We start from the raw sequence: 26,048 nt of genomic DNA, 5'->3' as shown, positions 1-26,048 counted from the left end.
ACCGACCATGCGCCTCAACGTCTCCGCCTGGGCGATCCGCAAGCCGCTTCCCTCCGTCGTGCTGTTCCTGGTGCTGATGGTGCTGGGGCTCGTGAGCTTCCGCTCCCTGCCGATCACCCGCTTCCCGAACATCGACATCCCGATCGTCGCGGTGACGATCACCCAGGCCGGCGCCGCGCCCTCCGAGCTGCAGACCCAGGTGACGAAGTGGGTCGAGGATTCGGTGGCCGGGGTGAAGGGCGTGAAGCACGTCCTCTCCACCATCACCGAGGGCATCTCGACCACCACCATCGAGTTCCGGCTGGAGATCAACCAGGACCGCGCCGTCAACGACGTGAAGGATGCGATCTCCAAGATCCGCATCAACCTGCCGCGGACCATCGACGAGCCGATCATCTCCCGCGTCGAGATCGCGGGCCTGCCGATCATGATCTACGGCGCCTCGGCCCCCGCCATGACGCCGGAGGACCTGTCGTGGTTCGTGGACGACGTCGTCGCCCGCGGGCTGCAATCGGTGAAGGGCGTGGGCGGCGTCGAGCGGCTGGGCGGCGTCGCCCGGGAGATCCGCGTCACCCTCAAGCCCGACAGGCTTCTGTCGCTGGGCATCACCGCCGCCGACGTGAACCGCCAGTTGCGCCTCACCTCGGCCGACATGGCGGGAGGGCGCGGCGAGGTCGGCGGGCAGGAGCAGTCGATCCGGGCGCTCGCGGCGTCGGCGAGCCTCGACACGCTGGCCGCCACGTCCATCGTCGTGCCCGGCAACCGCAAGGTGCGCCTCGACGAGTTGGCGACGCTGGCCGACACGGCCGAGGAGCCGCGCACCTTCGCCCGCTTCAACGGCGAGCCGGTGGTGGCCTTCGCCATCTCCCGCGCCACGGGCGCCAGCGACGCCGACGTCTCCGTGGGCGTGGCCAGGAAGATCGCGGAGCTGCACGCGGCCCGGCCCGACGTGCATTTCGACCTGATCGACACCAGCGTCACCAACACGATCGGCAACTACCACTCGGCGATGATGGGGCTGATCGAGGGTGCGGCGCTCGCCGTGATCGTCGTGCTCCTGTTCCTGCGGGACTGGCGGGCGACCCTCATCGCGGCGGTGGCCCTGCCGCTCTCGGTGATCCCGACCTTCTGGGCCATGAGCGCCATGGGCTTCTCGCTCAACGCCGTGAGCCTGCTCGCCATCACCCTGGTCACCGGCATCCTCGTGGACGACGCCATCGTCGAGATCGAGAACATCGTCCGGCACATGCGGATGGGGAAGTCGCCCTACCGCGCCTCCCTGGAGGCCGCCGACGAGATCGGGCTCGCGGTCATCGCCATCACGGCGACGATCATCGCGATCTTCTCGCCCGTCTCCTTCATGGGCGGCATCGCCGGGCAGTACTTCAAGCAGTTCGGCCTCACCATCGCGGCGGCGGTGTTCATGTCGCTGCTCGTGGCCCGCCTCATCACGCCGCTGCTGGCCGCCTACTTCCTGCGCGACCACGGGCCGGACCACAGCCACGAGGGCCGGGTGATGCGGGCCTACACGCGCCTCGTCGGCTGGTCCGTCCGGCACAAGTACATCACGCTGGTGCTCGGCCTCGCCTGCTTCGTCGCCTCCATCATGTCCACGGGCCTCCTGCCGGCGGGCTTCCTCCCGGCCGAGGACCAAGCCCGCACGCTGTTCGTGGTGGAGTTGCCCCCCGGCGCCCGGCTCCAGGACACCGTCCGGGTCAGCGACACGCTGGTGGACCGGATCCGCAAGCTGCCGGAGGTGAAGAGCGTCTTCGTGGATGGCGGTCGCCAGTTGCCGGCCAAGAAGGAGGTGCGGCTCGCGAGCCTCACCATCAACCTGACGCCGAAGAACACCCGCGAGCGCACGCAGAAGCAGGTGGATGCGGAGGTCGCCGCGATCCTGCGCCAGGAGCCCGACCTGCGCTTCTGGGCTTTGCGCGAGGGCGGCCAGCGCGACCTCGCCCTGATCGTCTCCGGGCCGGACAAGGCCGTGGTGGCCGATGTCGCCGCGCGGCTCCAGCGCGAGGCGATGGGCGTGCCCCACCTCGTCAACGTGATGTCGACGGCGCCCCTCGACCGGACGGAGATCCGCATCCGGCCCAAGCCCGAGGTGGCCGCCGACCTCGGCATCAGTACCGACACCATCGCCGAGACGGTGCGAGTCGGCACGATCGGCGACATCGGGCTCAACCTCGCCAAGTTCAACGCCACCGACCGGCAGATCCCGATCCGGGTGCAACTGCCCGAGGTCCTGCGCGGCCAGCTCTCCGAACTCGGGGCCATGAAGGTCCCGGTGAAGGGCGGGGCGGCGGTGCCGCTGGCCACCGTGGCCGACATCACCCTCGGCCAGGGGCCGACCGCCATCGACCGCTACGACCGCGCCGTGCGCGTCGCCATCGAGGGCGACATGCAGGGGTCGGACGCCCTGGGCGAACTCATCGCCCAGGTGCTCAAGCTGCCCGCGGCGAAGAACCTGCCGCCTGGTGTCACCATCAAGCAGACCGGCGACGCCGAGGTGATGGGAGAGGTCTTCGAGGGCTTCGCGCTGGCCATGGGCGCCGGGCTGATGATGGTGTTCGGCGTGCTGATCCTGCTGTTCGGCAACTTCCTCCAGCCGCTCACCATCCTGTTCTCCCTGCCGCTCTCCATCGGCGGGGCGATCCTGGCGCTGCTCATCGTGCAGAAGCCGATCTCGATGCCCGTGGTCATCGGCATCCTGATGCTGATGGGCGTGGTGACGAAGAACGCGATCATGCTCGTGGACTTCGCCGTGGAGCAGATCCGCGAGGGCGTCGACCGGACGACCGCCATCGTCGATGCCGGCCGCAAGCGCGCCCGTCCCATCGTGATGACCACCATCGCCATGGCGGCCGGCATGATCCCCTCCGCCATGGCGCTCGGCATCGGCGGCGAGTTCCGGTCGCCGATGGCCATCGCGGTGATCGGCGGGCTCATCGTCTCGACGGGCCTGTCCCTCGTCTTCGTGCCGGCGATCTTCGTGCTGATGGACGACCTCTCGCGCTTCATCGGCCGGGTCCTCGGCCGGTTCATCGGCGAGCGCGACGACCCGCTCGACAACCCGGACTACGAGCACCCACCGGCTTCCAACGACGGCCACCGCCCGCCCCGGGTGGCGGCGGAATAGGCACCCCGCGCCGCCGGCCGCCCTTGCGCTCGCCGCCCCGATAGGGTGTCTCCCGTCCCGGGAATCACGAGGGGATTGCGATGTCGGGTGGTCACGGCGCGGTCGAGGGGTCGAACAAGAAGGTGGCGCTGCTGATCGCGGTGCTGGCCCTGTTCCTGGCCTTCAGCGAAACCCTCGGCAAGGCTTCGCAGACCGAGGCGCTGGGCGCCAACGTCGAGGCCTCGAACCTCTGGGCCTTCTTCCAGGCGCGGACGATCCGCATGACGGTGCTCAGGACCGCCGACGAGGCGGTCGCCCTGCTGCCGCCCGGCACCAGCCAGGAGGCGATCCAGGCGAAGCGGGCCGACTGGGCGAAGACCATCGCCCGCTACGACTCCGAGCCCGGCACCGGCGAGGGCCGCAAGGAACTCTCGGCCAAGGCCAAGCAGGCCGAGGAGCGCCGGGACCTCTCGCTGCTGCGCTACCACCATTACGAACTTGCCTCGGCGGCCTTCCAGATCGGCATCGTGCTCGCTTCGGCCGAGGTCATCACCGGCATCGCCGCCCTGGTCTTCGCGGGCGGCGCCCTCGGCGTCGCGGGCGCCGTGCTTCTGGCCTTCGGCTACCTCGCGCCGCACACGCTGCCGTTCCTCCACTGAGACCCCGCGTCGTCGCGGGCGGAGCGAAGCGCGAGGAGACTGCGGGACACCCCGGAGCCTGATCGACGGATTCGAATTCCCCCATCCACCCTCCTCGTCTTTGCGAGCGAAGACGGAGGGGGCGACGACCTTTCCCGCCAACCTCTCAGAATGAGGAGAGGGGTGGGAGAGGCCGGCTCCTCGGTCGAAGACCGGTGACCGCGCCACCCGGTGCCGCGTCGCGCTCGCCGAGACCGGCACACGGAGCGGAGAGACCACTCGCTCACCCGGTATTCCCTTCGTACGGCCGCGCTCTACACCGTGGGGAAACCGGGGGGTTACCGACGATGGCCGAGCGCGACGACGACCAGGGCCGCCTGACGAAGGCGGCGAGCTTCATTTTCCTGCACACCGAACACGCGATCTACGCGGCGCTCGGCATCCTCCTCGCGCTGACGGCGATCGCCGCGTTGGTGGAGGCCACGGTGTTGACCTGGGGCGCCCTGCACTCCCTCGGCGGGGCGGACCAGATCCTGGAGGTGATCGACCGGCTGCTGTTCCTGCTTATGATCATCGAGATCCTGCACACGGTGCGGGTGTCGATGCAGTCGGGCAAGCTGACCTGCGAGCCGTTCCTGATCGTCGGGCTGATCGCCTCAATCCGGCGGGTGCTCGTGATCACCCTGCAATCCTCCGAACTCACCCACGCCAAGGAGTTGCCGCCGGAAAAATACGCGCTGTTCCAGGCGGCGATGATCGAGCTCGGTGTGCTGGCCGGGCTGATCATCGTGATGGTCTTCGCGATCTTCCTGCTGCACCGCGCCCGCGACGACGGGAAGCCGGCGGGCGAGGAAAAGCACGAGGATGCGGGGGGATGAGCGGCCAGTCGCAAGGGTCGCAAGCGTCTCAGTCATTGCGCGCGGGGCGAAGCAATCCAGGACGGCGGGACGATTTAGAGCGCGGCGCGACCCTGGATTGCTTCGCTGACGCTCGCAATGACGATGAGGGCGTGACGGTCCTGCAAGACTGCCTCGTTCAGGCCGCGAGACGCTGCGCGTCGCGTTGGCGAGGGGGCCGCTCTGCCCCCCACCGCCCTCAGTTCACGCGCAGGATCGCCGCGTTGAGGATCGTCGCGAAGGCGACCCAGGCGGCGTAGGGCATGAGCAGCCATGCGGCGAGGCTGTCGAACCGCCATGTGAGGCGGATGGTCCACAGCACCATCACCAACAGGGCCGCCACCACGACGAGGCCGAGCCCGATGGCGTGGGCCGAGAAGAAGACCGGCGTCCAGGCGGCATTGAGGGCGATCTGCACGAGGAAGACGGCGAGCGCCAGCCGCCAGCCCTCGCGGCTCGGTCCGGTGCGCGGCCGGGCGCCCAGGAGCCGCCAGAGCGCGATGGCGATCATCGTGTAGAGGATCGTCCAAGCGACGGGGAATACCCAGTCGGGCGGGTTGAACCACGGCTTGTTGAGCTGGGCGTACCAACCCTCGATCTCGGCCTGGGTGGAGAGCGAGCCCACCACCGCCGTGGCGGCGACGGGCAGGATCGCGGCGGCGAGGCGCATCCAAGGCGACAGGGCCGGTCCTTCGGGGACACGCGTGGTGGCTTGCGAGGGGGCGGGCATGACGTCTCGGCGGGGCTCACGGGTTGCGACGGCCCCTCCGTCATGCCAGCGCATGGGACGGACGGAATGGGGACGTCATGTCAGGCACTAACGCATCAAAGGGACGGGACGGCATGGCCGGCGACGACGCGGCAGTGGATTTCTCGCGCCGGAGCCTCGCGGCGCAGGCGATGGGGCGGATCGATCCCGTGACCCGCGCGGTGGTGATGCCGCTGCACGTCGCCACGACCTTCCTGCGCGACCCCGACAACGGCTACAGCTCCGGCTACTCCTACGCCCGGCCCGACAACGCCACCGTACGGGAGGCCGAGGCGGTCATCGCCATGCTGGAGGGCGCGCAGGCGGGCGCGATGCTCTTCGGCTCGGGGATGGCGGCCGCCACCGCCGTGTTCGGCGCCCTTGAGCCCGGCGACCATGTGGTGGCCGGCACGGTGATGTACTGGGCGCTCAAGCGCTGGTTGCGCAACGAGGCGCCCCGGCGGGGCTTCACCGTCGATTTCGTGGAGACGGACGACCTCGCGGCCCTGCGCGCGGCGGTGCGCCCCGGCGCCACGAAACTGGTCTGGATCGAGACGCCCGGGAATCCCCTCTGGACCGTCACCGACATCGCCGCCGCCGCGATCATCGCCCACGGGGCGGGTGCCCGGCTGGCGGTGGATTCCACCGCCGCCTCGCCCTTCCACACGCGGCCCCTCGATCTCGGCGCCGATATCGTGATGCATTCCGCCACGAAGATCCTCAACGGGCATTCCGACGTGGTGGCGGGCGTGCTGGCCGCCGCGCGGGCGGACGCGTTCTGGGAGCGGATCGGCGCCATCCGTGCCGGGAGCGGGGGCATTCTCGGGCCGTTCGAGGCCTACCTGCTCATGCGCTCCCTGCGCACCTTTCACCTCCGGGCGGCGGCGCAGTCGGCGGGGGCGCTCCGCCTCGCCGGGCGGCTGCGGGAGCACCCCCACGTCACCCACGTGCTCTATCCCGGCCTGCCCGAGGATCCCGGCCACGCGGTCGCCGCGCGCCAGATGCGGGACGGGTTCGGCTTCATGCTCTCGATCCGCGTGGCGGGGGGCGAGGCGGGGGCGATCGCGACCGCGGCGCGGGTCAAGCTGTGGAAGCGGGCGACCTCGCTCGGCGGCGTCGAAAGCCTGATCGAGCATCGGGCCTCCGTCGAGGGGCCGGACAGCCCCTGCCCGCCCGATCTGCTGCGGCTCTCCACCGGGATCGAGGACACGGAGGATCTCCTCCGCGATCTGGACGGCGCCCTGCGCGGCGCCCATGGCGGCCCCGAGCGTCCGTAGAACGACCGTTGGTACCGAAAGCGGACATGGCGCGTTGTCGCCCAAAGCCCCGTCAGGGGCGCCCTTTCGCATCCATGGGTTCAGACGATGAAGGTTCTCCTGTCCGGCGCAGCCGGCCTCCTCCTCGGCCTCTGCGCGGTGCCCGCGCTGGCGGACACCGTGCCGAACCTCGACATCGAGCGGACCTGCCGGTCCGCTCAGGTCGCCGACCCCACCGTCGACGACAAGGCGAGCTACGAGGGCTGCCTGCGGTCCGAGCGCGACGCGAAGCGGCAGGCCGAGCAGCATTGGAGCAAGTTCACCACCCCGGCGAAGCGCCAGTGCGAGTCGCAGTTCAAGGCAGGCGGCTATCCGTCCTACGTGGAGATGATCACCTGCCTGGAACTCGCCACCGGCACGGTGCCCTCGGGCACTCCGGACAAAAGCACGGCGGTGGGCGGCAACGGCTCCTACCGCGCCGTGCAGACGGAGAGTTCCGGGCCGCAGAACATGACGAAGGAGCCGAGCCCGAGCCAGCGGACCGACCCGATCAAGGTTCTCGAAAAGGACTGAGCCGTCGCGGGCTCCTCGCCCGGGACGATCGGCGGCCACACCCCGCGTCGGCGCCGCACGACGCGGGGGAGGTCGGCCCCGTTTGCATACCAGGCCGTGCTATGCGCCGCCGAGCCCTTCGGCATGGCAGCGCAAGACGGCCGTCTACCCGTGAACGCCCTTACCATCATCGCTCCGATCTTCGGGATCGTCCTGATCGGCTGGGGGGCGGCGCTCGCGGGACTGATCTCGGACAAGGTGAGCGACGGCCTGTCCGAATACGTCTTCGCCATCGCCGTTCCGGCGCTCATCGTCTCGACCCTGACCCGCCCCGGCATGACCGGCGAGGTCGCGTGGTCCTACTGGTTCTCGTATTTCGGCGGGGCGGCGGCCTCGTGGTTCACCGGAACGCTCATCGCGCGGCGGCGGACGGGCATCGATCGCCGGGGGACCATCCTGCACGGCTTCGCCGCCAGCCAGTCGAACACGGTGTTCGTCGGCGTCCCGATGATCCTCCAGGCCTACGGTGAGGACGGGGCCTTCCCGCTGTTCATGCTGCTCGCGGTCCACCTGCCCCTGATGATGGGCTGCGCCACGTTCCTCGTGGAGTCGGACGCGAACAAGTCGATCCTCGCCCGGCTGAGGGGCCTCGCGCTGGTCCTTCTCAAGAACCCGATCTTCCTGTCGCTCGGCGTGGGCATGGCGATGAAGGCGCTGGGGGTCACGCCCTCGGGTTTCCCCAAGGCGCTGATCGACGCCTTCGCGGGCACCGCCTCCACCTGCGCGCTGGTGGCCCTCGGGGCGGGGCTGAAGCGCTACCGGGTGCTGTTCGACCTGAGGGGCGCCACGGTGATCGCGCTTCTCAAGAACATCCTCCACCCGCTGGCCGTGTGGCTGCTTGCCTTCCACGTCTTCTCGATGCCGGTGGCCTATGCCGGCGTCGCGGTGCTGTTCGCGGCCATGCCGGTGGGGATCAACGCCTACTTGATGGCGGTCCGCTACAAGACAGAGACCGGCATGATCGCCGCCTCCGTCCTCGTCTCGACGCTGCTGGCGCCCATCACCACGCTGCTTTGGCTCGCCGTCCTCGGCAAGACCTGAACGCAAGACCTGGGCGATGACGCGGGCGGGCGCGATGGCCGGATCGCGCGGGGCGATCCGGCCGCCGGGCCGAGACGTTAGTCGCAGCTTTCCTTGGTGACGGTCTTGCGGTCGCCGAGGTCGTTGGTCTTCGTCACGGTCTTCGAGGAGCAGCCGTCGCTGGTCTCGCGGGTCTCCACCGTCTTCCGCTCGGAGACGGGGCGATCGACCACCACCGTGTCCGGCCGGTCGCGTTCGATGATGGTGGTCTGGGCGGCGGCGATCTGCGGGGTCAGGCCGGCGAGCAGCAGCGCGGCGGCGGGCAGGAAGTGGCGCATCGGGGGCTCCGAGAGGGGATATGCGCCAAGGAACGGCGACCGCCGTCCTACGGTTCCGCTTGCCCGCGGCGCTCCCGTCTACAGGGTCATCCCGGCGTGGAACCGATCCGGCGAGAGGGGGAGCATGAACTGCACGCCGAAGCCGCCGTCGAAGAAGCGCACGAGGCGGCCGGGGGTGCTGCCCACCGTCACCACGCTGCCCATGGGCGGCTGCACGGGGCACTGGATCGCGACGCCCGACAGGGAGATGTCGATGAGGCGGGCGACGACCTCGCGGCCATTCTCCAGCTTGAGCGTCACCATCGGCTTGTCCGGCACGATGCGCTCGTGGCTGCGGCCCTCCGGCAGGCCGAGGATCTCGCGGTTGGCGAGCCATGTGAGCTGGGAGGCGAGCTTGTCCCGCTTGCGGGCCGAGGCGGCGAGGCGGACGGCGAAGCCGCCCTGCGTCTGCCGAGCCACGACGCCCTCGATGCGGCCGATGAACTCGAGATAGAGGACGACCCGCTCGCCGACCTCGCCCATGACGGCGCAGGTGAGGCGCACGCCGCCCGGCGACATGTCCACCGTCTGGCACGGATATTCCCGGCGGTCGGACAGCATGTAACGGCCGAGGACCGCGACCTTCACGCGCTGGTGCAGGCGACGGTCCCCCGCCGCGTCGCCGAAGGGGTACGCGGTGAGGGTCCGTCTCCGTTCGGAGTCTACCGCGAGCATCGCCACCATGGGTCGTCAGTTTCTACACGTCGGCATCAAGGTATGCGCCGAGCCTTTACGAAAGCCTTCCCACTCGCGACTTCAGTGATCTTGGCGCACCGAAGCGCAACGAATTCTGTCGATCCGTCCGCTCAGGCCCGCCCTCCGGTATGGACCATGAGGTGCCCGCGCTGCACCACGCCCTCCGGGAGCACCGGCCGGCGCACGTCGCCGCCACCCTGGCCGGCCCCCGGCCGGGTGGTGCGGCTGCGCGGCGCCAGGATCCGCAGGGAGGTCGTCTCGGCGCGGAGCACCGGCCGGAGGCCCAGCCAGTGCGGCGCGCTGGTGAAGCTCAGGGCGCCCAGCGCGCGCACATGCGGCCGGCCCCGATGCCGCAGGGGCAGCAGCAGCAGTTCGAGGTCGAGCCCCTCCTCCGCCCGGTTCACGCCGCGCAGGCCCGCGACCACGCCGAGCGTGTCGAGGGCCACCGTCTCCGCGAGGCGCCACGCATCGCAGGAGCGGTCCCCCCAGAGGGCCGAGAAGGGCTGGCCGCGCAGTTCGCGCCCGTACAGGGCGCAGACCCTGGTGCCGGCGAGGCGGATCACGGCCGACTTGGCCGGGACATCGAGTTCGAGGATCAGGCTATCTGCCAGAAGATGACGGATTTCGCCGGGCTCGATCTCCGAGCGCTCTGGAGCCGCGCGGTCTCCGCGGAGCTGATCCCAGTACGCGTGAAGACGGTGGCTGGTGGGATGCTTCATATCGGTCCCGAGTCGGTACAACTTCGCCCCCGCTACCGCCCATTTTGAGACAAAGTTAACATATCTCGCCGGGGCATCGTGCGGATTTCTGGTCTCCCGGCAATCCCTATGCCCGTAGATTGGCGCCAATCGTGAGAAAAGTTCGAGTTTGGTTAAGCCTAATCGCAACTAAAGATTGCGGCTTACCTTGCAACTCAACTTTGCATCCCCAGGGCGACCGGCATCTCGCCCCCCGCGGGACGAATCAGTCGCCGCCGTCCCCGGCCCGTCGGCGCGGCGCCCTCGGGTCCCCGCCGGGACGGACGTGCACTTCCCTGCCGGGACGGGCTTGCCCGCGGCGGCGCGGCAACGACATGTGGGACGATGGATGCCTTGCCCGATTTCCCGCGCCAGAGCCGCGCCCCGGTCTTCAACATGCCCGGGGTGGTCACCGCCTCGATCGGGGTGATTCTCGCGATCCAGGCGATCCGTGAATACCTGCTTCCGGATTCCGCCGATATCCGTCTCGTGCTCGATTTCGCCCTGGTGCCGGCCCGCTGGACGATCTGGTTCGATCCGTCCCGCGCTGCGGACGTGCTCGCGGCGGCGGGCGCGGGGGCGCCGGACGTCGCCCCCCTGCGGGAGGCATTCGCCCGCTACATCATCGGCGAGGGTGCGCTGGAACCGTGGACGCTCGCCACCTATGCCCTGCTCCACGGTTCGTGGATGCACGTGATCTTCAACAGCGTCTGGCTCGCGGCCTTCGGCACCCCCGTCGCCCGCCGCTGCGGCCCCTGGCGTTTCCTGGCCATCGGCCTGGCCGGGATCGTGGCGGGCGGCCTCCTGCACATCCTGGTCGATCCGCTCGGCGCCACACCGTTGGTGGGCGCCTCGGCGGGCATCTCGGCGCTGATGGCGGCGGCCTCCCGCTTCGTCTTCCAGCCCCCCGTCTCCGGCTACGGCGCGCCCTGGCAGGTGCCGGTGCACCGCCCGGTGGAGACCATCCCGGAACTGCTGCGCAACCGCACCGCCGTGTCCTTCCTCGCGATCTGGCTGGTGACCAACCTGATCTTCGGTGTGGTGAGCACGCCGCTCCTCGCCGACAGCTCGGCCATCGCGTGGGACGCGCATCTCGGCGGCTTCGTCGTCGGCTTCCTGCTGTTTCCCTTCTTTGACCGGCCCGGTCCGGTCAGGCGCTGAGGATGCCGCGACGTCCGCGGCGATCACGATCTTGCGCGTTCGCGCATTCGGTCACACACTCGCCGCGAACTACGGAAGCCGGGATCAACCCGGCCCGGACCGGCGTGCCGGGACGATCGGGACGCCTCATTCGCCCACAGGGAGGGATCGATGACCGTCGCGCGCATTCTCGCCGAGAAGGGGACGACCGTGGCCACCGTGAGCCCGGACAAGACCCTCGGAGACGTCATTCACACGCTGGCGGAGCAGCGCATCGGCGCCCTCGTCGTCGCGCATCCGGACGGCACTGTGGCAGGCGTCGTCTCGGAGCGGGACATCATGCGGGCGCTGGCCCGCCTCGGCGCGGCGACCTTCGATGCGCCGGTGAGCGACCACATGACCACCCACGTCACGACCTGCAACCGCTCGGCCACGATTGAGGACGTGATGGAGCTGATGACCAACGGCCGGTTCCGCCACGTTCCGGTCTGCGAGGACGGCCGCCTCGTCGGCATCGTCTCCATCGGCGACGTCGTGGCCCGGCGCATCGCCACCGTCGAGGCGGAGCATCAGGCGCTCAGGGAGTACATCACGACGGCCTGAGAGGCTGGCCGGAGAGCCCCTCCGCCTCCCATCCCACCCCCTCATCCTGAGGTGCGGCGAAGCCGCCTCGAAGCAGGGCTCCAGAGCGCGCCGCGATCCCTGGAGGTCTCCTTCGAGCCCTCCGGTGCGCTCCGTCACCTCGGGATGAGGTCGCGCAGGGGAAAAGGGCTGACTGTCCGGCCGGACTCTCAGGACCTCCCCTCCCGTCATGGCGGGGGGAACGGAGCGAGCGGGGGATGCGCCCCGTCCGCGAGCGTCCCGCATCCGTGGCAACAGAGCCAGGCGGGTCGGCTCGAACTCCCGTCCTTGCGAGCGAGCAATCCAGGGGCGCCTTCGAACGGCGCGCAGCCCTGGATCGCTCGTGATGACCGCAGGACGCCTACAGCCACCTCTTCCAGCGGAAGAAGGCGTAGGGCAGCACGGCCGCGACCACCATCATGACGACGGCCATCGGGTAGCCGAAGGACCAGTCCAGCTCGGGGATGGACTTGAAGTTCATGCCGTAGATCGACGCGATCAGCGTCGGGGGCATGAAGACCACCGCCATGACCGAGAACAGCTTGATGATGTTGTTCTGCTCCAGGTTGACGAGACCGAGAGTCGCGTCGAGCAGGAACTGGATCTTGGTGGAGAGGAAGGTGGCGTGCTCTTCCAGCGACTGGAGGTCGCGCAGGGTCGAGCGCACGTCCTCGCGCAGGTCGCGGGGGGCCTTGTTGGTCCGGTAGGTCGCCGAGAGCGAGAGCAGAATCCGCTCCATCGAGACGAGACTCTCGCGCTGCTTCGAGATCAGGTCGCCGTGGCGGCCGAGTGCCCGGAGGGTGTCCTGCAGGGCCGTGTTGCGGGCGCTCGGATCCTCCTGCACCTCGAAGATCGAGCCGGAGAGACGGTCGATCCGCTCGCCTTGGAGCTGGAGCACGTCCGCCGCCCGGTCGATCACCGCCTCGATCAGCCCGGCCAGGATGGCATCGCCCGATGCCACCACGGCGTGGCCGTTGCCCGTGGCCCGGCCCGCGCGCTGGGTGAACATGCGGAAGGCCTGCGGCTCTTCATGCCGCACGGTGATCAGCCGGTTGCCCCGCAGGATGAAGGTGATGCCGGCAAGCCCCGGCTCCTCCGATCCCGTCACCTTCGAGAGCACCCGACCGGTCATGTAGCGGGCGCCGTCCTCCACGTAGAGCAGTTCGGAGGGCTCGATGTCCTTCATCTCCTCGCGGGTCGGCACCTCGATCCCGGCGAATTCCTCGGCTTTCAGCTCCTCCTCGCGGGTCGGCCTGATGAGGTCGAGCCACAGCGTGTCCTCGGGGATGACATCCTGAAGGTTCACGGCCCGGCGCTCGAGCAGGTGCTGCCCGGCCTCCGTGATGGGCTGATGGATGAAGATCACGAACGGTCTCGACTTCAGAAACGGCGACGGCTTCCGGCGCCCCGCATCCCGCACGACGGCGGCACGCGCAAGGGGCCGGGGGCATGTGGCGCGGTTTCTTGAAGGTTCCGTGACGGGCGTGCCCGGGGGCGCTCAGCAGCCGTTGCAGATGCTGCGCTGGAGCCGGTCGCTGAGGATCTGTCCGCGACGGTGCTGGGCGGCGAGTTCGCCCGCCTCGCCCTGGAGGGCGGCGCCCGGCGGCTTGGTGACCCCGGTGCCCTGGGTGTGGGGGGCCGTCACCGTCGTCAGCGGGCCTCCGCCGGTGCCGGTCACATGCGGCAACCCGTCGGAGTTGGCGAACGCCGCAGCCGGCGGCAGCAACGACGCGACCATGAGCGTCGCGGCAAGCGTCCGAATGGGGGTGTTCCTCGGGGTCATCTCCTGGTCTCCGTCATGCCTCTCCCTTGGGGAAAAAACAGGTGACGGACGAGGCGGTTGCGTGCGCCGGAACACAGGGCTCAGCGGCGCCGGGCCTCCCGGCGGAACACGCCGACCATCTCCACATGCCCCGCATGGCGGAACTGATCGACCGGCACCACCCGCTCCAGGCGATAGCCGCCGCCGGCGAGGGTCGCCGCGTCGCGCCCGAAGGTTCCGGCATCGCAGGCCACGCCCACCACCAGGGGCACCGGGGAGGCCGCGAGTTGCTTCGCCTGCGCCTCGGCCCCGGCGCGGGGCGGATCGAACACCACGGCGTCGAAGACCTTGAGTTCGAGGGGCAGGAGCGGGCGCCGGAACAGGTCGCGCCGCTCGGTGGTGATCCGCTTGAGGCCGGTGGCGGCCCTGGCGGAGCGCTCCAGCCCGGCGAGCGCCGTCGCCTCCCCCTCCACGGCGTGGACGGCGGCCCGCCCGGCCATCGCCAGCGCCAGGGGCCCGCAGCCGGAGAAAAGGTCCGCGACGCGCTTCACCTTGGGGTCGAGGGCCTCGACGACGAGGCGGGTCAGCACCGCCTGACCGGCCTCCGTCGCCTGGAGGAAGCCGCCGGGCGCGGGATAGAGCGACCCGCCCTCGGCCCCGACCGTCACGGGCTCGGCCTCCATCAGGCGCTCCCCGTGCAGCGACAGCCGGGCGAGGCCGAGTTCCCCCGCCAGACGGACCAGGGCCTCCGTTGCGCGGGGCTGGACCGGACCGTGGCCGCGCAGATCGACATCGAGCCCCTGATCGGTGGCGGTGATCGCCACGTCGAGGGGCTTGCGCCCGCCGCCGACGGGAGCCGCCAGGGCACGGGCCACGGCCGGGGCCTCGCGCAGGGCGGGGACGGTGATGGGGCAATGGTCGAGGGGCACCAGGGCATGGCTGCGGGCGGCCATGAGGCCCGCTTCCGTTCGCCCGTCGATAAAGCGGACGTGGAGGGTGATGCGCCGCCGCCCCGCCCCGTGGGCGTCGACGGTCGGCTCCGGCACCACGGAGAGCCCGGCCTGGGTCAGCGCCCCGGCGACGATGCCGCGTTTCCACTCCAATTCGGCGGGGCGGGCGAGATGCTGCGTGCGGCACCCGCCGCAGCGCATGAAATGGGGACAGAAGGGCTCGATCCGCTCCGGCGAGGGCTCCTCGATGCCGAGCAACTCGGCCCGCTGGCCCTCGCGGTGGATCGCGGCCTGCTCGCCGGGCAGGGCGAAGGGCACGATGGTGCCGTCCGCCGCGATCCCGTCGCCCTTGGCGCCGAGCCGTTCGATGGTGACGGTCTCGCTCACGGCAGGCGTGCCCCGATCAGAAATTCGACATTGCCGTCGCCCCCTTCGATGGGGGACGGAACGAGGCCGAGGACGCTGCCGCCCATGGCCTCGACCTGCGCCCGGACCTCGGCGCAGACCGCCTCGCGCACCGCGGGATCGCGGACGATCCCGCCCCGGCCGACCCGCTCGCGCCCCGCCTCGAATTGCGGCTTGATCAGCGCGACGACCTCCGCCCCCGCCGCCAGCAGGGGCGGCAGCGCGGGCAGGACGAGGCGCAGGGCGATGAAGCTGACATCGACGCTCGCGAGCGCCGGGCGGGGTTCGAGGGCGCCGGCCCCGAGCGAGCGGATATCCGTGCCCTCCAGGCTGGTGACGCGCGGCTCCGCCCGCAGGCGCGGATGGAGCTGGTCGCGCCCGACATCGACGGCGTGGACATGCGCGGCGCCCCGGGCGAGCCACACATCCGTGAAGCCGCCCGTCGAGGCGCCGACATCGAGGCAGACCCGGCCCGCCGGGTCAATCCCGAAGGCATCGAGGGCGGCGGCGAGCTTGAGGCCACCGCGCGACACGAAGGGGTGATCGGGCTGCGCCTCCACCGTGGCGCCGGGGGCGATCGTGTCCGAGGCGCGGGCGAGCGGGCGCCCGTCGACCCGCACGAGCCCCGCCCGGATCGCGGCCTGGGCCCTGGCGCGACTCTCGAAATGACCGTGCGCGACCAGGAACAGGTCGGCCCTCTGCCGCTCGCGGTTCATCGACCTTCGGGCTTCGTTGTGGATGCCGCGCCGACGCGGCTGCGGATCGGTGGCCCCTGTCTGCGGAGCGCGTGCCCCCTACCTAGAGGGCGCGCCGGCGACAGAAAAGCCGAATCGACCTAAGACACGGCGCGCGCGCACGGATTGGGGGCCATGACCCTCCGATCCCCACCGCGGCGCACAGGAAATTGGGGGAAACCGAATGATCCGTACCCTGACGCTCCTCGCCCTTTCGAGCCTCGCGACAGCTGCCCCCGCCCTCGCCCAGGAGCCCCCGAAGGAGGCCGCGAAGGTCTCCGCGCCGGAGGCCTTCGAGAGCCCGATCAAGAATGCGAAGGGCGACACGATCGGCAAGCTGACGATCCGTGACGGCGCGAACAACCTCGTCCTGCGCGTGGCCATCCAGCCGGGCGGCCTGCCCCCGGGCTGGCACGGCATGCACTTCCACGCGGTCGGCGACTGCTCCGACGCGAAGTTCATGAACTCGAAAGCCCATGTGAACCACGACCAGAGCAAGCACGGCCTGCTCAACCCCGACGGGCCGGACGAGGGCGATCTCGCCAACATCTTCGCCAATCAGGACGGCTCGGCCAACGCCGAGGTCTCCTCCGAGACGGCCCTCACCGGCGAGGGCGGCCTGAAGGACGGCGACGGCTCGGCCCTGATCATTCACGCCAACGAGGACGACCACACCACCCAGCCGATCGGCGGCGCGGGCGACCGGATCGCCTGCGGCGTAATCAAGTAGGGATCGGGCGCGGGCGGCCCTCGTCGTCGATGGAGACGAAGGTGAAGGTCGCCCGCGTCACCCTTTCCCTGAACTGGGTGCGGAAGCGCCGCGCCCAGGCCTCGACCTCGATCTTCATCGACGTCCGGCCGACATGGGACACGCGGGTGTAGACGCAGAGCACGTCCCCCACCGCCACGGGGCGGAGGAAGGTCATGCCGTCCACGGCGACCGTGACCACCCGCCCGCTGGCCCGCTCCACCCCGGCGATCCCCCCGGCCTGATCCATCTGCGACAGCACCCAGCCGCCGAAGATGTCGCCGTTGGCGTTGGTGTCGGCGGGCATGGCGATGGTGCGCACGGTGAGGTCGCCCTGGGGCAGTTCCTCCGCGCCCTTCGCCCCATCGGCGGGCGGCGCGCCCTCGCGCGTGCCCTCGAAGCCCTGACCCGCTGTGCCGGAAACCTGCATGGCCGCCCTCAGGGAAACACCCCGGCGAGCACCAAGCCCGCCGCCGCGATCACGAACACGGCGCTCAGGATGCAATCGAACGGGATCGATTGCCAGAGGTCACGCGAGGCTCCCGCCTCCGCGCGCCGCTCGGCGATATCGTTCATCTCGGTGGGTCCTGCGTTTCCTCGGAGCCAGCCGGATCTGTCGCCGGCCGTGCTCAGGCTGCATCATAGCGCAGCGATTGTCGCGAGACGATGGGCGGCATGAATCGCTTGGCGAGCCGTGTTACCGATCCCGCTCCCAAAGCCTTCCGAAATTGCCATGCGCGCGCCGACGGCGATGGCCGACACCGACCCGCTTGGTCATCTCAAGCGCACGCGAGTCCGTCCAAATTTGCGAACGGCTGCGGAAGCGTAGGACTACCCTGGAACGCTTCGCGTACGTCTGAAGAGACGGATGTCGGTGGCCTTCAGGCGATCTGCGTCGTCATATCGACGAACTTCGCCTCGGCGCTCTGGCGCACGAGCTCGATGCCGTGCTCGCAATCCTCGCGGCGCTTATAGCCTTCGCCCGAGTCGGCGATGACCTCGCCGTTGCGGGCTCGCAGGCGCCAGCGCCATTCTCCGGCGGAATCACGGTACATTTCGAAGCGCATCGTCATCTCCGTGGTGCGAACCGCGAAACCGGCGACGGGCCATCCCGTTCCCTGCCGCAAGACGGAAACGGCCCGCCGGAGGGTTCCGGCGGGCCGCTCGATCACGAGCGTGGGGCGCGGTCGAGCCAGCCGATGCTGCGACCGTCGCCGCGACCGGACGACTCGCCCTGGCGCGGGCGGTTGTCGCGGCCGGAACGGGGCTGCTGCGGGCGGGCATCGCGGCCCTGGCCGTCACGGCCCTGGGCGGGGCGAGCCTGCTGCGGACGGCCCTGGGCCGGGCGCGGCTGGCCCTGGGCGGCCGGACGCTGAGCGTTCTGGCCGGGGGCGGCGCCGCGGCCGCCCTCGGGGCGTCCCTGCTGCGGACGTCCCTGCTGCGGGCGTCCCTGGCCGGAACGGCCGCGACCGTCCTGCTGGCGTCCGCCGCGCGGACCCTGGGGCTGGCGTGGGGGCCGGCGGGCCTCTTCGCGGGCGATCTCGGCGGCCGCTTCTCCCGACGGCGGCGTGAAGCCCTCGGGGAAGCCGATGACCGGCACCTTCTGGCGGGTCAGCCGCTCGATGTCGCGCAGGTAGGCCCGCTCCTCGTCGTTGCAGAACGAGATGGCGAGACCGTCCTTGCCCGCGCGGGCCGTGCGGCCGATGCGATGGACATAGCTTTCCGGCACGTTCGGCAGGTCGAAGTTGACGACGTGGCTGACGCCCTCGACGTCGATGCCGCGGGCGGCGATGTCGGTGGCCACCAGCACCCGGCACTCGCCGTCGCGGAACGCCTGAAGGGCGCGCTCGCGCTGGGGCTGGCTCTTGTTGCCGTGGATGGCGGCACCCGCGATGCCGACCTTGTCGAGACCGCGCACCACGCGGTCGGCGCCGTGCTTGGTCCGGGTGAAGACGAGCACCCGGTCGATCGCCGGATCGCGCAGGATGTGGGCCAGCAGCGACTGCTTCGCGCCGGTATGGGCGAAGATCACCTGCTGCTCCACGCGCTCCGCCGTGGTGGCGACGGGCGTCACCGCCACCTGCACGGGATCGTTCAGGTACTGGGCGGCCAGCCCGGCGATGTTCTTCGGCATGGTGGCCGAGAAGAACAGGCTCTGGCGCTTCTGCGGCAGCATCCGGACGATCCGCTTGAGGGCGTGGATGAAGCCGAGGTCGAGCATCTGGTCGGCCTCGTCGAGGACGAGGATCTCGACGCCTTCCAGCGTCAGGGAGCGGCGGTCCACGAGGTCGATCAGGCGGCCCGGCGTGGCGACGAGGATATCGACGCCCGGCGCCAGCGCCCGCTCCTGGCGGCCGATGGTGACGCCGCCGAACACCACCGTGTTCGTGAAGCGCAGATGCTTGCCGTAATCGGAGAAGGAATCCGCGATCTGGTTGGCGAGTTCGCGGGTCGGCGAGAGCACGAGGACCCGGCAGCCGCGACGGGGCGGACGGCGATCCTCGAGGCTGAGCCGGTGCAGGATGGGCAGGGCGAAGGCGGCGGTCTTGCCGGTGCCGGTCTGGGCGATGCCGCAGAGGTCACGGCCGTCCATCGCCGGGCGGATCGCCTGGGACTGGATCGGCGTCGGCGCCGTGTAGCCGGCCTCGTCGAGCGCCCGCAGGACGGGCGGAGCGAGGCCGAAATCGGAGAATTGGGTCAAGTCGGTATCCGTGGCAGCAGGACCGGCCGCGCCGCGCGAAGGGCGGCGATCTCGTGAGGCGGTCCGTGACAGGGGGAAAGCCCGCGTGATGGGGCCGTCCGGGTGCATGCACGTTATGAAGAGGGGGGCCGGACCGCGGCGCTTCAGCCCGTCCGTCACGCAGCCCCCTCAGGCGGTCCGTCGATGCGGCCGCTGACGCTGCACCCTCGATATGCTGCAGTGCGGCGGGGAAGTCAATGGCACGGTCCACGCCGGCCGCTGCCCGGCCCGGCGAGGCGCTGACGATCGGGGTTAGGCCAGCGGGTTCAGGCTCATGTTCCGCACCGGCAGCGGCGCGCGCATGGTGAGGGAGAAGCCGTCGGGCGCGTAGTCGGTCCTCACCTCGGCCTGGACCTGCGTGATCAGCACGCGGTGCAGGAGGCGCGAGCCGAAGCCCTGGCGCCGGGGCGGCGAGACGGGCGGACCGCCGGTCTCTCGCCATGTGAGGCGCAGCGTCCCCGCCGGCCCCACCGGCTCCAGTTCCCAGGCGACGGTGACCCGGCCCGTCCGGTTCGAGAGGGCGCCGTACTTGGCGGCGTTGGTGGTGAGTTCGTGGATCGCCATGCCGATGGGCACGGCGACGTCGGAGGGGAGGTCGATCGCGGGCCCCTGCAGGACGACGCGCCCGTCCACGCCGCCCGCCTCCGCGACCTCCGCGTAGGGGCGCAGCTCGTTGACGAGGAGACTGCCGAGGGAGGCCGTCTGCCACGTCGCCTCCGTGAGCACGGAATGGGTGTGGGCGAGCGATTTGATGCGGCCGACGAAGGCCTCGTAGAAGCTGTCGATGTCGTTGGCGGTGCGCGCCGTCGAGCCGACGATGGCCTGCACCGTGGCCAGCGTGTTCTTCACCCGGTGGTGCAACTCGCGGATCAGGAGGGTCTGGCGCTCCTCGGCGAGGCGGCGGTCGGTGACGTCCGCGACGACGCCGATGAGACGCCGGGGCAGGCGGTCGGGCGTATCCCGCTCGAAGCGCCCGCCCATCTCGATGGTCCGCCACGCGCCGTCGGATTTCCGGCGGATGCGGCCGGTGATCTGCAGGTCGCGGTCCTCACGCAGCGCGCCGGAGATGGCCTTGCGGACGGCGGCACGGTCGTCCGGGTGGAGGATCCCGGTCAGGAACTCCGTCTTGCCGATGGTCCCGTCCTCGGGGCCGTGCCCGAAGATCTCGTACATCCGCTCGTTCTCCCACACGGCGTGGTCGTCGAGCATGTGCCATTCGAAGATGCCGAGGCGGGCCACGGCCGTAGCCGCCCGCAGCCGGTGATCGTGGGCAAGGAGTTCGCTGCGGGCCTCGATCCGGGTGGTGATGTCCTGCACCACGCCGACCATGCCGGTGAAGGTGCCGCCCTCGTCGGTGAGCGCCTGGCCCGCGACGCGCACCACCACGTCCCGGCCTTCGATGGTGAGGTGCGTCTCGAAGCGGGCGGGCTCCAGATTCTCCACCGCCTCCTTCACAAGGGCGGAGATCCGGTCCGGCTCGGTGAAGAAGGGCCGCAGCACGCCCCAGGTGACCGACCGCCCCGGCGGCTGGCCGAGGATGCGGGCCGCGCGATGGGACAGGGTCACGGCACCGCTCCGGCGGTCCCACCGCCACTCGCCGAGGCCGGCGGCGGCCATGGCGTCGCGGTTCGCCTCGGAATGGGCGGCCTCGTCCGCGTCCACCGCCTCCACCACGAGGACGTCCTGGGAGCGCCGCACCCGTACGTCGATCTCGACCCCGTCCGCCCGCCGCCAGACGCGGATGCCCGTGCACAGGCCGTCGGGGTCGGCAGTGAGGTCCGAGGCGGGCGCGCCGTCGAGGCTGCCCGAGGACCGGGCCAGGAGGGCGTGGAGGGCCGGGTTAGCGACGCGGATCCCGGTGCCGTCATCGGACAGGAGGACGAGCCCCACCAGCGCGCCGTCGAACGCGGTCCGGCGCAGGTCGGCCTCCTCGGGATCGTGCTTCGTCCGTTCGGTCACTCCAGGAACCCTTGGACCCGCGCGGGCCGCCGGGTCGTCGCCCCGGTCCCGCCTCTCATCCCGCCACCTCTTGCCGGGAGGATGGCGCCCCGGTGTGGCGTCGGCAAGGCTTACCGTGTCGCGCCCAGGCTCGCGGGATCAATGTCCACTATCCCCGCGGGGATGTCACGACGTCGTTGCGATGGTGTCCCCGGCCTTCGACCAATGGCACCGGCCGGTGACCTTACCGCGACATCCGTACACATTCGATATACGTCGGCACGCGGCCCGTGGCGACGGCCTTTGCCTCGTAGCGGGTGCCCGGCCATCCGGGGAACGGGGTCAGCCAATCGCGCGACGTCGCGGCCGTCCAGCGCAGGTCGGGGTTGCGGGCCACCCGGGCCAGCGTCCAGCCGACGTAGTCGTCGATATCGCTGGCGAACCGGAACGTGCCGCCGTCCTTCAGCACCCTCGCGATCTGGGCGAGGGTCTCGTCCGAGACGAAGCGCCGCTTGCGCTGCCGGCGCTTCGGCCAGGGATCGGGATAGAGGAGACTGACCTGCCCGAGGCAGGCATCGGGGAGGCGGACGAGGAGCGGTGCCACGTCCCCGTCGCGGATGCGGACGTTGGACAGGTCCCGCGCCTCGATCTCCGCAAGGAGTTTCACCACCCCGTTGATGAAGGCTTCGGCGCCGATGAAGCCGATGCGGGGCTGCTCGGCGGCCCGGGCGGCGAGGTGCTCGCCGCCACCGAAGCCGATCTCGAGCCTGACCTCGTCCGGCCCGCCCGCGATGGCGGGGAACAGGGCGCGGGGATCGATGAAGCCTGTCCCCTCGGGCAGGCCGATCCGCAGGGACGGGAGGAGGGCCTCCAGCCGGTCCTCCTGCGCGCCGCGCAGGCGCTTGCCCTTGCGGCGGCCGAAGAAGGCGCGGTCGGCACCGTCCGTTACGGCGCCCGCCGCGGGCATCCCGGTCCCATTACCCTCCGGCGCGGGAGGGATGCCATCCCCCCCGGTCACGGACGGGATCAGGCCAGGGCCGAGCGAAGCTTGTCGGCGAGGTCGGTGCGCTCCCAGGAGAAGCCGCCATCCGCCTCCGGGGCGCGCCCGAAATGCCCGTAGGCGGCGGTGCGCGCGTAGATCGGCTTGTTGAGGCCGAGCGCCGTGCGGATGCCGCGGGGCGAGAGGTCGATGGCGTCCATCAGGACGCCCTCCAGCTTGGCCTCGTCCACCTTGCCGGTGCCGTGCAGGTCGACGTAGATCGACAGGGGCTTGGACACGCCGATGGCGTAGGAAAGCTGGATCGTCGCCCGGGAGGCGAGGCCGGCGGCCACCACATTCTTGGCGAGGTAGCGGGCGGCGTAGGCGGCCGAGCGGTCCACCTTCGTCGGGTCCTTGCCCGAGAAGGCGCCGCCGCCGTGCGGGGCCGCGCCGCCGTAGGTGTCCACGATGATCTTGCGGCCGGTGAGGCCGCAATCGCCGTCCGGGCCGCCAATGACGAACTTGCCGGTCGGGTTTACGTGCCAGACGGTGCCCTCGTTCACCCAGCCCTGCGGCAGGGCCTTCAGGATGTGGGGCTCCACGATGGCGCGCACGTCGGCCGAATCGAGGGAGGCGTCGAGGTGCTGGGTCGAGAGGACGATCTGCGTCACCTCCACCGGGCGGCCGTTCTCGTACCGCACCGTCACCTGGCTCTTGGCGTCGGGGCCGAGCTTGGCGGCGTCACCCGTGCCGGCCTTGCGGGCGTCGGCGAGGTCCTTGAGGATCTTGTGGGCGTAGAACAGCGGCGCCGGCATCAGCTCGGGCGTCTCGTCCGAGGCGTAGCCGAACATGATGCCCTGGTCGCCGGCACCCTCATCCTTGTTGCCGGCGGCGTCCACGCCCTGGGCGATGTCGGCGGACTGGGCGTGCAGGTAGATCTGCACCTCGTTGTTCTTCCAGTGGAAGCCGTCCTGCTCGTAGCCGATGTCCTTCACGGCCTCGCGGGTCAGGTGCTCCAGGTCTTTGAAGGTCACGGAATCGGGGCCGCGGACCTCGCCGGCGATGACGATGCGGTTGGTCGTCGTCAGCGTCTCGACGCCCAGGCGCGCCTCCGGCATGGCGGCGAGGTAGGCGTCCACCACGGTGTCGGAAATCCGGTCGCTGACCTTGTCGGGATGCCCCTCGGACACCGACTCGCTGGTGAAGAGATAATTCGAACGGGCCATCGGTTTCGCCGCCTTCCGGTCGCGGGCGTCCCGCCATCGCGTCACGGCGCCCAATTCTGGCGGGCTTTTCCCACCGGGCACGGGACGGGTCAACCCGTCGAAGCGAACTCGTCCGTTATATAGGACGAACGTGGCCGCGTGGCATCACGAGCGCAGCCGGCGCTCCAGCACATGGACTGCGGCGGCGATATCGCGCCGGGTCTCGTCGGAAAAGGTCTCGCTGATGTGGCGCCCGAGGACGTCGGCGATGCTGCTTAAACCGGACTCGGTGAAGGGCGCCTGCGTGTCCTCGGCGAAGCCTTCGGCGGCACCTGGCATTCCGCGGAAGAAATACTCGACCGGTACTCCGATCATTCGCGAAAAGATGTTTAAGTGAATCGCACTAATGCGATTCGTTCCCTTCTCGTACTTCTGGAGCTGAGCCGCCGACATTCCGAAGCTTTGAGCAACATGCCGCTGTGTAAGCGACGCTTTGCGCCGTTGCTCGGCGATGCGCTGCCCCAAATAGACGTCGCGCTCGTCTGTCTTCTGACCTGCCATTGAGCGACCCTAGACCTCCTGACTGCCGACCCCTCGGTTTCACCGTCAGGGGTGATCGCCCATTTAGACGTAGATCGACAAATTGTCACGGTGGGAATTGCTTAGCTCGTGCATGATCCCAGCAAAGCGACAAATCTTTTCACCGGCTCTAGTCCGCCAACGTCAGCGATCCAAGATAAAGTGAAATTTGCTACGAACCAGTGCTTGGACAAGCTACTTTAGGTAGCTCAGAATTTCAGGGCCCGTATCCGATCGAACAATCGAAAGCGCTAGACTTTCCTTCCTCGCAGGACCGGACGGCCAGCTCGCTCAGGCCGTCCGCTTGCGCAAAGCGCCCGAGCCGAAGGGGGGAGATTCGTCATGCGCCCACCCCCTCGGTCGGTTCAGGCCACGGCGGCGAAGTGCTCGGCCGGGGCCGCGATGCCGACGCGCACAGGCGCGCTGGAGGTCTCCTCCACAGGAAGGACCGGCGGCGCGACCCACTGCCCGGCGTCGATCGCCGCGATCCTCCCGTCGATCTCCTTCATCACGTACCGCGAGAACGGGTAGACGTGCAGGTAGATGACGATGTTCGTCACCACGGCCTCCAGGGCGGCGGGGTTCGAACGGGCGGTGGCGAGGAAGGCCCCCCAGGCGTGCTTGGCCAGTTCGGGACGCTTCACGCTCACCCGGTACAGGATGCGCGTCATCGAGACGAGATCCTTGGCGACGGCCCGCCACTGGATGTTCTGCGCGGCGAAGCGCGGGCGGTCCAGACGGCGCCCGACTTCGCGGACGCGCTCGAAGAAGTTCGCGGGGTCGTAGATCTCGGCCAGCACGTCCCGGTAGTCGGCCAACACCTCACGCTGCGGGCGCAGGGTGACGAAGTTCAAGCCTTGCGTGCACTGGTCGCCCTGGTCGGCGGTGGTGGCGGCGTAATTCTCGTACAGACGGCTCTCCTTGCGCAGGCGCCGGGAGAGCTGCGTGTTCGGAAGGGCGAACAGCAGGCCGACCATCGCGATCGGGATGCCCGTGTCGCGGATGCAGTCCGCCATCGCGCGGGTGATGCTCTCCTTCTCGCTGTCGAAGCCGACGATGAACCCGGCGGTGACGAACATGCCGGCGGAATAGAGCTTGTGCACGCTCTCCGCGATGGAGCGGCGGGTGTTCTGCTTCTTCTGGGTCTGGATGAGGGTCGCCTCGTCGGGCGTCTCGATGCCGGTGAACAGCGCGAAGAAGTTCGCCTGCCGCATCAGTTCCAGAAGCTCGTCATCGTCCGCGAGGTTGAGGGAGGCCTCCGTCGAGAACTTGAACGGGTAGCCGTGCTTCTCCTGCCACTGGATGAGGTGCGGCAGGAACAGCTTGATCGCCTTCTTGTTGCCGATCAGGTTGTCGTCCACGAAATCGACGTGGCCCCGGTAGCCGAGACTGTAAAGACGGTCGAGTTCGGCGAGCATCTGCGGCGCGGTCTTGGTCCGCGGGGCGCGGCCGTACAGTTCGATGATGTCGCAGAACTCGCAGGTGAAGGGACACCCGCGGGAGAACTGCACGCCGATGTACAGGTAGTGGCTGAAGGTCAGGAGGTCGAAGCGCGGGATCGGGCTCTTGGTGACGTCGGCCTTGAACTTCGCGGCGGTGAAGCGGCCCGTGCGCTCGCCGCGTTCCCAGGCGGCGACGAATTCCGGCAGGATGCCCTCGGCCTCGCCCGCCACGACGAAGTCCGCGTGACCGTAGACCTCGGGGGTCGAGGTCGGGGCCGGGCCGCCGACGCAGACCGGCGTGCCCAGCGCCCGGCACCGCTCGATGATGGTCAGGCAGTCGGGCTCCTGGGGCAGCATGCCCCCGGTCATCACGAGGTCGGCGTTGCGGATTGCCTCGTCGGTCAGCGGTTCGCAATTCGCGTTGACGAGGCTGATCCGCCACGTCTCCGGCAGCATGGCCGCGAGGGTGATCAGGCCGAGCGGCGGCGCAGCCGCGCGGGCGCCCTGGATCTCCATGGCCTCTTTGAAGTTCCACATCGAGTTTTCGTAGAACTTCGGGAACACGAGCAGCACGCGCGGTGCCGTGTTCGCGTCCGTGTTGCGGTCCATGTCATCCTCGCTGCGCGGGTCCGGGACGGCCTGTTCCCAGGCGCCGAGATACCTTCACCCGGTCGCCACCGGCTTGGGAAGACCTGCGCCGGAAA

Annotated in this window: 26 protein-coding genes; 9 read left to right on the top strand and 17 right to left on the bottom strand. The window is 70.0% G+C overall.

Going from position 1 to position 26,048, the window contains the following annotated elements:
• Window positions 1–7 precede the first annotated feature (7 nt).
• The 3 genes from MFF06_RS10695 to MFF06_RS10685 all read left to right on the top strand — a co-directional run bounded on the left by MFF06_RS10695 (window position 8) and on the right by MFF06_RS10685 (window position 4,637).
• Window positions 8–3,142 carry an efflux RND transporter permease subunit gene (locus MFF06_RS10695; RefSeq protein ID WP_238203640.1) on the top strand — a complete coding sequence of 1,045 codons (3,135 nt, stop codon included), beginning with the start codon at window positions 8–10 and terminating at the stop codon, window positions 3,140–3,142.
• 80 nt (window positions 3,143–3,222) lie between these two features.
• On the top strand, window positions 3,223–3,780 hold the full coding sequence (locus tag MFF06_RS10690) for a DUF4337 domain-containing protein (RefSeq protein WP_238203638.1): 558 nt from the start codon (window positions 3,223–3,225) through the stop codon (window positions 3,778–3,780).
• A gap of 326 nt (window positions 3,781–4,106) precedes the next feature.
• Window positions 4,107–4,637: a phosphate-starvation-inducible PsiE family protein gene (locus MFF06_RS10685; RefSeq protein WP_238203636.1), complete on the top strand. Its 531-nt coding sequence runs from the start codon at window positions 4,107–4,109 to the stop codon at window positions 4,635–4,637.
• A 217-nt stretch (window positions 4,638–4,854) separates the two neighbouring features.
• On the opposite strand, the gene MFF06_RS10680 is transcribed toward MFF06_RS10685, so the two are convergent.
• Entirely contained in the window at window positions 4,855–5,385 is a 531-nt protein-coding gene (locus tag MFF06_RS10680) for a TspO/MBR family protein (RefSeq protein WP_238203634.1), read from the bottom strand.
• A 113-nt stretch (window positions 5,386–5,498) separates the two neighbouring features.
• Here MFF06_RS10680 and MFF06_RS10675 point away from each other — a divergent pair, with 113 nt between their 5' ends.
• The 3 genes from MFF06_RS10675 to MFF06_RS10665 all read left to right on the top strand — a co-directional run bounded on the left by MFF06_RS10675 (window position 5,499) and on the right by MFF06_RS10665 (window position 8,312).
• Window positions 5,499–6,680 (top strand): trans-sulfuration enzyme family protein, encoded by a 1,182-nt coding sequence (locus tag MFF06_RS10675; protein WP_238203632.1) that lies wholly within the window; start codon window positions 5,499–5,501, stop codon window positions 6,678–6,680.
• An 87-nt stretch (window positions 6,681–6,767) separates the two neighbouring features.
• The gene (locus MFF06_RS10670; protein ID WP_238203630.1) at window positions 6,768–7,232 is read left to right on the top strand and encodes a hypothetical protein; all 465 of its coding nucleotides are present in this window, start codon (window positions 6,768–6,770) and stop codon (window positions 7,230–7,232) included.
• 150 nt (window positions 7,233–7,382) lie between these two features.
• Complete coding sequence (locus MFF06_RS10665) at window positions 7,383–8,312, top strand: AEC family transporter (RefSeq protein WP_238203814.1); 930 nt, start codon at window positions 7,383–7,385, stop codon at window positions 8,310–8,312.
• Between the two features lie 77 nt (window positions 8,313–8,389).
• Here MFF06_RS10665 and MFF06_RS10660 read toward each other — a convergent pair whose 3' ends face one another.
• The 3 genes from MFF06_RS10660 to MFF06_RS10650 form a co-directional block, all read right to left on the bottom strand.
• The gene (locus MFF06_RS10660) at window positions 8,390–8,629 is read right to left on the bottom strand and encodes a hypothetical protein (protein WP_238203629.1); all 240 of its coding nucleotides are present in this window, start codon (window positions 8,627–8,629) and stop codon (window positions 8,390–8,392) included.
• Between the two features lie 78 nt (window positions 8,630–8,707).
• Window positions 8,708–9,352: a PilZ domain-containing protein gene (locus MFF06_RS10655; protein ID WP_370876741.1), complete on the bottom strand. Its 645-nt coding sequence runs from the start codon at window positions 9,350–9,352 to the stop codon at window positions 8,708–8,710.
• Window positions 9,353–9,474: 122 nt separating this feature from the next.
• Window positions 9,475–10,083, bottom strand: coding sequence for a PAS domain-containing protein (locus MFF06_RS10650; protein ID WP_238203627.1), 609 nt, complete (start codon window positions 10,081–10,083; stop codon window positions 9,475–9,477).
• 363 nt (window positions 10,084–10,446) lie between these two features.
• Here MFF06_RS10650 and MFF06_RS10645 point away from each other — a divergent pair, with 363 nt between their 5' ends.
• A complete protein-coding gene (locus MFF06_RS10645; protein ID WP_238203626.1) occupies window positions 10,447–11,262 on the top strand; it encodes a rhomboid family intramembrane serine protease in 816 nt (271 codons plus the stop codon).
• 150 nt (window positions 11,263–11,412) lie between these two features.
• Window positions 11,413–11,844: a CBS domain-containing protein gene (locus MFF06_RS10640; RefSeq protein ID WP_238203625.1), complete on the top strand. Its 432-nt coding sequence runs from the start codon at window positions 11,413–11,415 to the stop codon at window positions 11,842–11,844.
• Between the two features lie 379 nt (window positions 11,845–12,223).
• On the opposite strand, the gene MFF06_RS10635 is transcribed toward MFF06_RS10640, so the two are convergent.
• The 4 genes from MFF06_RS10635 to MFF06_RS10620 form a co-directional block, all read right to left on the bottom strand.
• On the bottom strand, window positions 12,224–13,228 hold the full coding sequence (locus MFF06_RS10635) for a magnesium transporter CorA family protein (RefSeq protein WP_238203623.1): 1,005 nt from the start codon (window positions 13,226–13,228) through the stop codon (window positions 12,224–12,226).
• A 132-nt stretch (window positions 13,229–13,360) separates the two neighbouring features.
• Complete coding sequence (locus MFF06_RS10630; protein WP_238203621.1) at window positions 13,361–13,645, bottom strand: hypothetical protein; 285 nt, start codon at window positions 13,643–13,645, stop codon at window positions 13,361–13,363.
• Window positions 13,646–13,725: 80 nt separating this feature from the next.
• Complete coding sequence (locus tag MFF06_RS10625; RefSeq protein ID WP_238203619.1) at window positions 13,726–14,961, bottom strand: class I SAM-dependent RNA methyltransferase; 1,236 nt, start codon at window positions 14,959–14,961, stop codon at window positions 13,726–13,728.
• Complete coding sequence (locus tag MFF06_RS10620) at window positions 14,958–15,695, bottom strand: TlyA family RNA methyltransferase (protein WP_238203617.1); 738 nt, start codon at window positions 15,693–15,695, stop codon at window positions 14,958–14,960. Before MFF06_RS10620 ends, MFF06_RS10625 begins: the two co-directional genes overlap by 4 nt.
• A gap of 202 nt (window positions 15,696–15,897) precedes the next feature.
• Here MFF06_RS10620 and MFF06_RS10615 point away from each other — a divergent pair, with 202 nt between their 5' ends.
• The gene (locus tag MFF06_RS10615; RefSeq protein ID WP_238203615.1) at window positions 15,898–16,443 is read left to right on the top strand and encodes a superoxide dismutase family protein; all 546 of its coding nucleotides are present in this window, start codon (window positions 15,898–15,900) and stop codon (window positions 16,441–16,443) included.
• Here MFF06_RS10615 and yciA read toward each other — a convergent pair.
• From yciA to MFF06_RS10570, 9 genes are all read right to left on the bottom strand, one after another.
• Entirely contained in the window at window positions 16,436–16,891 is a 456-nt protein-coding gene (gene yciA / locus MFF06_RS10610) for an acyl-CoA thioester hydrolase YciA (protein ID WP_283207262.1), read from the bottom strand. The genes MFF06_RS10615 and yciA overlap by 8 nt on opposite strands.
• Before the next feature lie 8 nt (window positions 16,892–16,899).
• Window positions 16,900–17,037: a hypothetical protein gene (locus MFF06_RS10605; protein ID WP_238203612.1), complete on the bottom strand. Its 138-nt coding sequence runs from the start codon at window positions 17,035–17,037 to the stop codon at window positions 16,900–16,902.
• Window positions 17,038–17,342: 305 nt separating this feature from the next.
• Window positions 17,343–17,528 carry a YegP family protein gene (locus tag MFF06_RS10600; protein ID WP_238203812.1) on the bottom strand — a complete coding sequence of 62 codons (186 nt, stop codon included), beginning with the start codon at window positions 17,526–17,528 and terminating at the stop codon, window positions 17,343–17,345.
• Between the two features lie 101 nt (window positions 17,529–17,629).
• On the bottom strand, window positions 17,630–19,162 hold the full coding sequence (locus MFF06_RS10595) for a DEAD/DEAH box helicase (protein ID WP_238203610.1): 1,533 nt from the start codon (window positions 19,160–19,162) through the stop codon (window positions 17,630–17,632).
• Between the two features lie 291 nt (window positions 19,163–19,453).
• Window positions 19,454–21,160: a sensor histidine kinase gene (locus tag MFF06_RS10590; RefSeq protein WP_238203608.1), complete on the bottom strand. Its 1,707-nt coding sequence runs from the start codon at window positions 21,158–21,160 to the stop codon at window positions 19,454–19,456.
• A gap of 223 nt (window positions 21,161–21,383) precedes the next feature.
• Complete coding sequence (trmB, locus tag MFF06_RS10585; RefSeq protein ID WP_238203606.1) at window positions 21,384–22,106, bottom strand: tRNA (guanine(46)-N(7))-methyltransferase TrmB; 723 nt, start codon at window positions 22,104–22,106, stop codon at window positions 21,384–21,386.
• Window positions 22,107–22,165: 59 nt separating this feature from the next.
• Window positions 22,166–23,344, bottom strand: a complete 1,179-nt coding sequence (metK, locus tag MFF06_RS10580) for a methionine adenosyltransferase (RefSeq protein WP_238203604.1) — start codon at window positions 23,342–23,344, stop codon at window positions 22,166–22,168.
• Between the two features lie 144 nt (window positions 23,345–23,488).
• Window positions 23,489–23,884 (bottom strand): helix-turn-helix domain-containing protein, encoded by a 396-nt coding sequence (locus MFF06_RS10575; RefSeq protein WP_238203601.1) that lies wholly within the window; start codon window positions 23,882–23,884, stop codon window positions 23,489–23,491.
• A gap of 383 nt (window positions 23,885–24,267) precedes the next feature.
• The gene (locus tag MFF06_RS10570; protein WP_238203599.1) at window positions 24,268–25,953 is read right to left on the bottom strand and encodes a B12-binding domain-containing radical SAM protein; all 1,686 of its coding nucleotides are present in this window, start codon (window positions 25,951–25,953) and stop codon (window positions 24,268–24,270) included.
• Window positions 25,954–26,048: the final 95 nt, after the last annotated feature.

Origin of the sequence: Methylobacterium aerolatum (genome assembly GCF_022179085.1) — a bacterium.
GTDB lineage: Bacteria > Pseudomonadota > Alphaproteobacteria > Rhizobiales > Beijerinckiaceae > Methylobacterium > Methylobacterium aerolatum.
The sequence above is the reverse complement of the archived record's forward strand: the minus strand, read 5'-3'. Positions and strand labels throughout refer to the sequence as shown.

Excerpts from the sequence above, each read along its gene's own strand:
- MFF06_RS10695 (WP_238203640.1), top strand. The coding sequence starts at position 8 with ATGCGCCTCAACGTCTCCGCCTGGGCGATCCGCAAGCCGCTTCCCTCC.
- MFF06_RS10690 (WP_238203638.1), top strand. The coding sequence starts at position 3,223 with ATGTCGGGTGGTCACGGCGCGGTCGAGGGGTCGAACAAGAAGGTGGCG.
- MFF06_RS10685 (WP_238203636.1), top strand. The coding sequence starts at position 4,107 with ATGGCCGAGCGCGACGACGACCAGGGCCGCCTGACGAAGGCGGCGAGC.
- MFF06_RS10680 (WP_238203634.1), bottom strand. The coding sequence starts at position 5,385 with ATGCCCGCCCCCTCGCAAGCCACCACGCGTGTCCCCGAAGGACCGGCC.
- MFF06_RS10675 (WP_238203632.1), top strand. The coding sequence starts at position 5,499 with ATGGCCGGCGACGACGCGGCAGTGGATTTCTCGCGCCGGAGCCTCGCG.
- MFF06_RS10670 (WP_238203630.1), top strand. The coding sequence starts at position 6,768 with ATGAAGGTTCTCCTGTCCGGCGCAGCCGGCCTCCTCCTCGGCCTCTGC.
- MFF06_RS10660 (WP_238203629.1), bottom strand. The coding sequence starts at position 8,629 with ATGCGCCACTTCCTGCCCGCCGCCGCGCTGCTGCTCGCCGGCCTGACC.
- MFF06_RS10655 (WP_370876741.1), bottom strand. The coding sequence starts at position 9,352 with ATGGTGGCGATGCTCGCGGTAGACTCCGAACGGAGACGGACCCTCACC.
- MFF06_RS10650 (WP_238203627.1), bottom strand. The coding sequence starts at position 10,083 with ATGAAGCATCCCACCAGCCACCGTCTTCACGCGTACTGGGATCAGCTC.
- MFF06_RS10645 (WP_238203626.1), top strand. The coding sequence starts at position 10,447 with ATGGATGCCTTGCCCGATTTCCCGCGCCAGAGCCGCGCCCCGGTCTTC.
- MFF06_RS10640 (WP_238203625.1), top strand. The coding sequence starts at position 11,413 with ATGACCGTCGCGCGCATTCTCGCCGAGAAGGGGACGACCGTGGCCACC.
- MFF06_RS10630 (WP_238203621.1), bottom strand. The coding sequence starts at position 13,645 with ATGACCCCGAGGAACACCCCCATTCGGACGCTTGCCGCGACGCTCATG.
- MFF06_RS10620 (WP_238203617.1), bottom strand. The coding sequence starts at position 15,695 with ATGAACCGCGAGCGGCAGAGGGCCGACCTGTTCCTGGTCGCGCACGGT.
- MFF06_RS10615 (WP_238203615.1), top strand. The coding sequence starts at position 15,898 with ATGATCCGTACCCTGACGCTCCTCGCCCTTTCGAGCCTCGCGACAGCT.
- yciA (WP_283207262.1), bottom strand. The coding sequence starts at position 16,891 with ATGCAGGTTTCCGGCACAGCGGGTCAGGGCTTCGAGGGCACGCGCGAG.
- MFF06_RS10605 (WP_238203612.1), bottom strand. The coding sequence starts at position 17,037 with ATGAACGATATCGCCGAGCGGCGCGCGGAGGCGGGAGCCTCGCGTGAC.
- MFF06_RS10600 (WP_238203812.1), bottom strand. The coding sequence starts at position 17,528 with ATGCGCTTCGAAATGTACCGTGATTCCGCCGGAGAATGGCGCTGGCGC.
- trmB (WP_238203606.1), bottom strand. The coding sequence starts at position 22,106 with ATGCCCGCGGCGGGCGCCGTAACGGACGGTGCCGACCGCGCCTTCTTC.
- metK (WP_238203604.1), bottom strand. The coding sequence starts at position 23,344 with ATGGCCCGTTCGAATTATCTCTTCACCAGCGAGTCGGTGTCCGAGGGG.
- MFF06_RS10575 (WP_238203601.1), bottom strand. The coding sequence starts at position 23,884 with ATGGCAGGTCAGAAGACAGACGAGCGCGACGTCTATTTGGGGCAGCGC.
- MFF06_RS10570 (WP_238203599.1), bottom strand. The coding sequence starts at position 25,953 with ATGGACCGCAACACGGACGCGAACACGGCACCGCGCGTGCTGCTCGTG.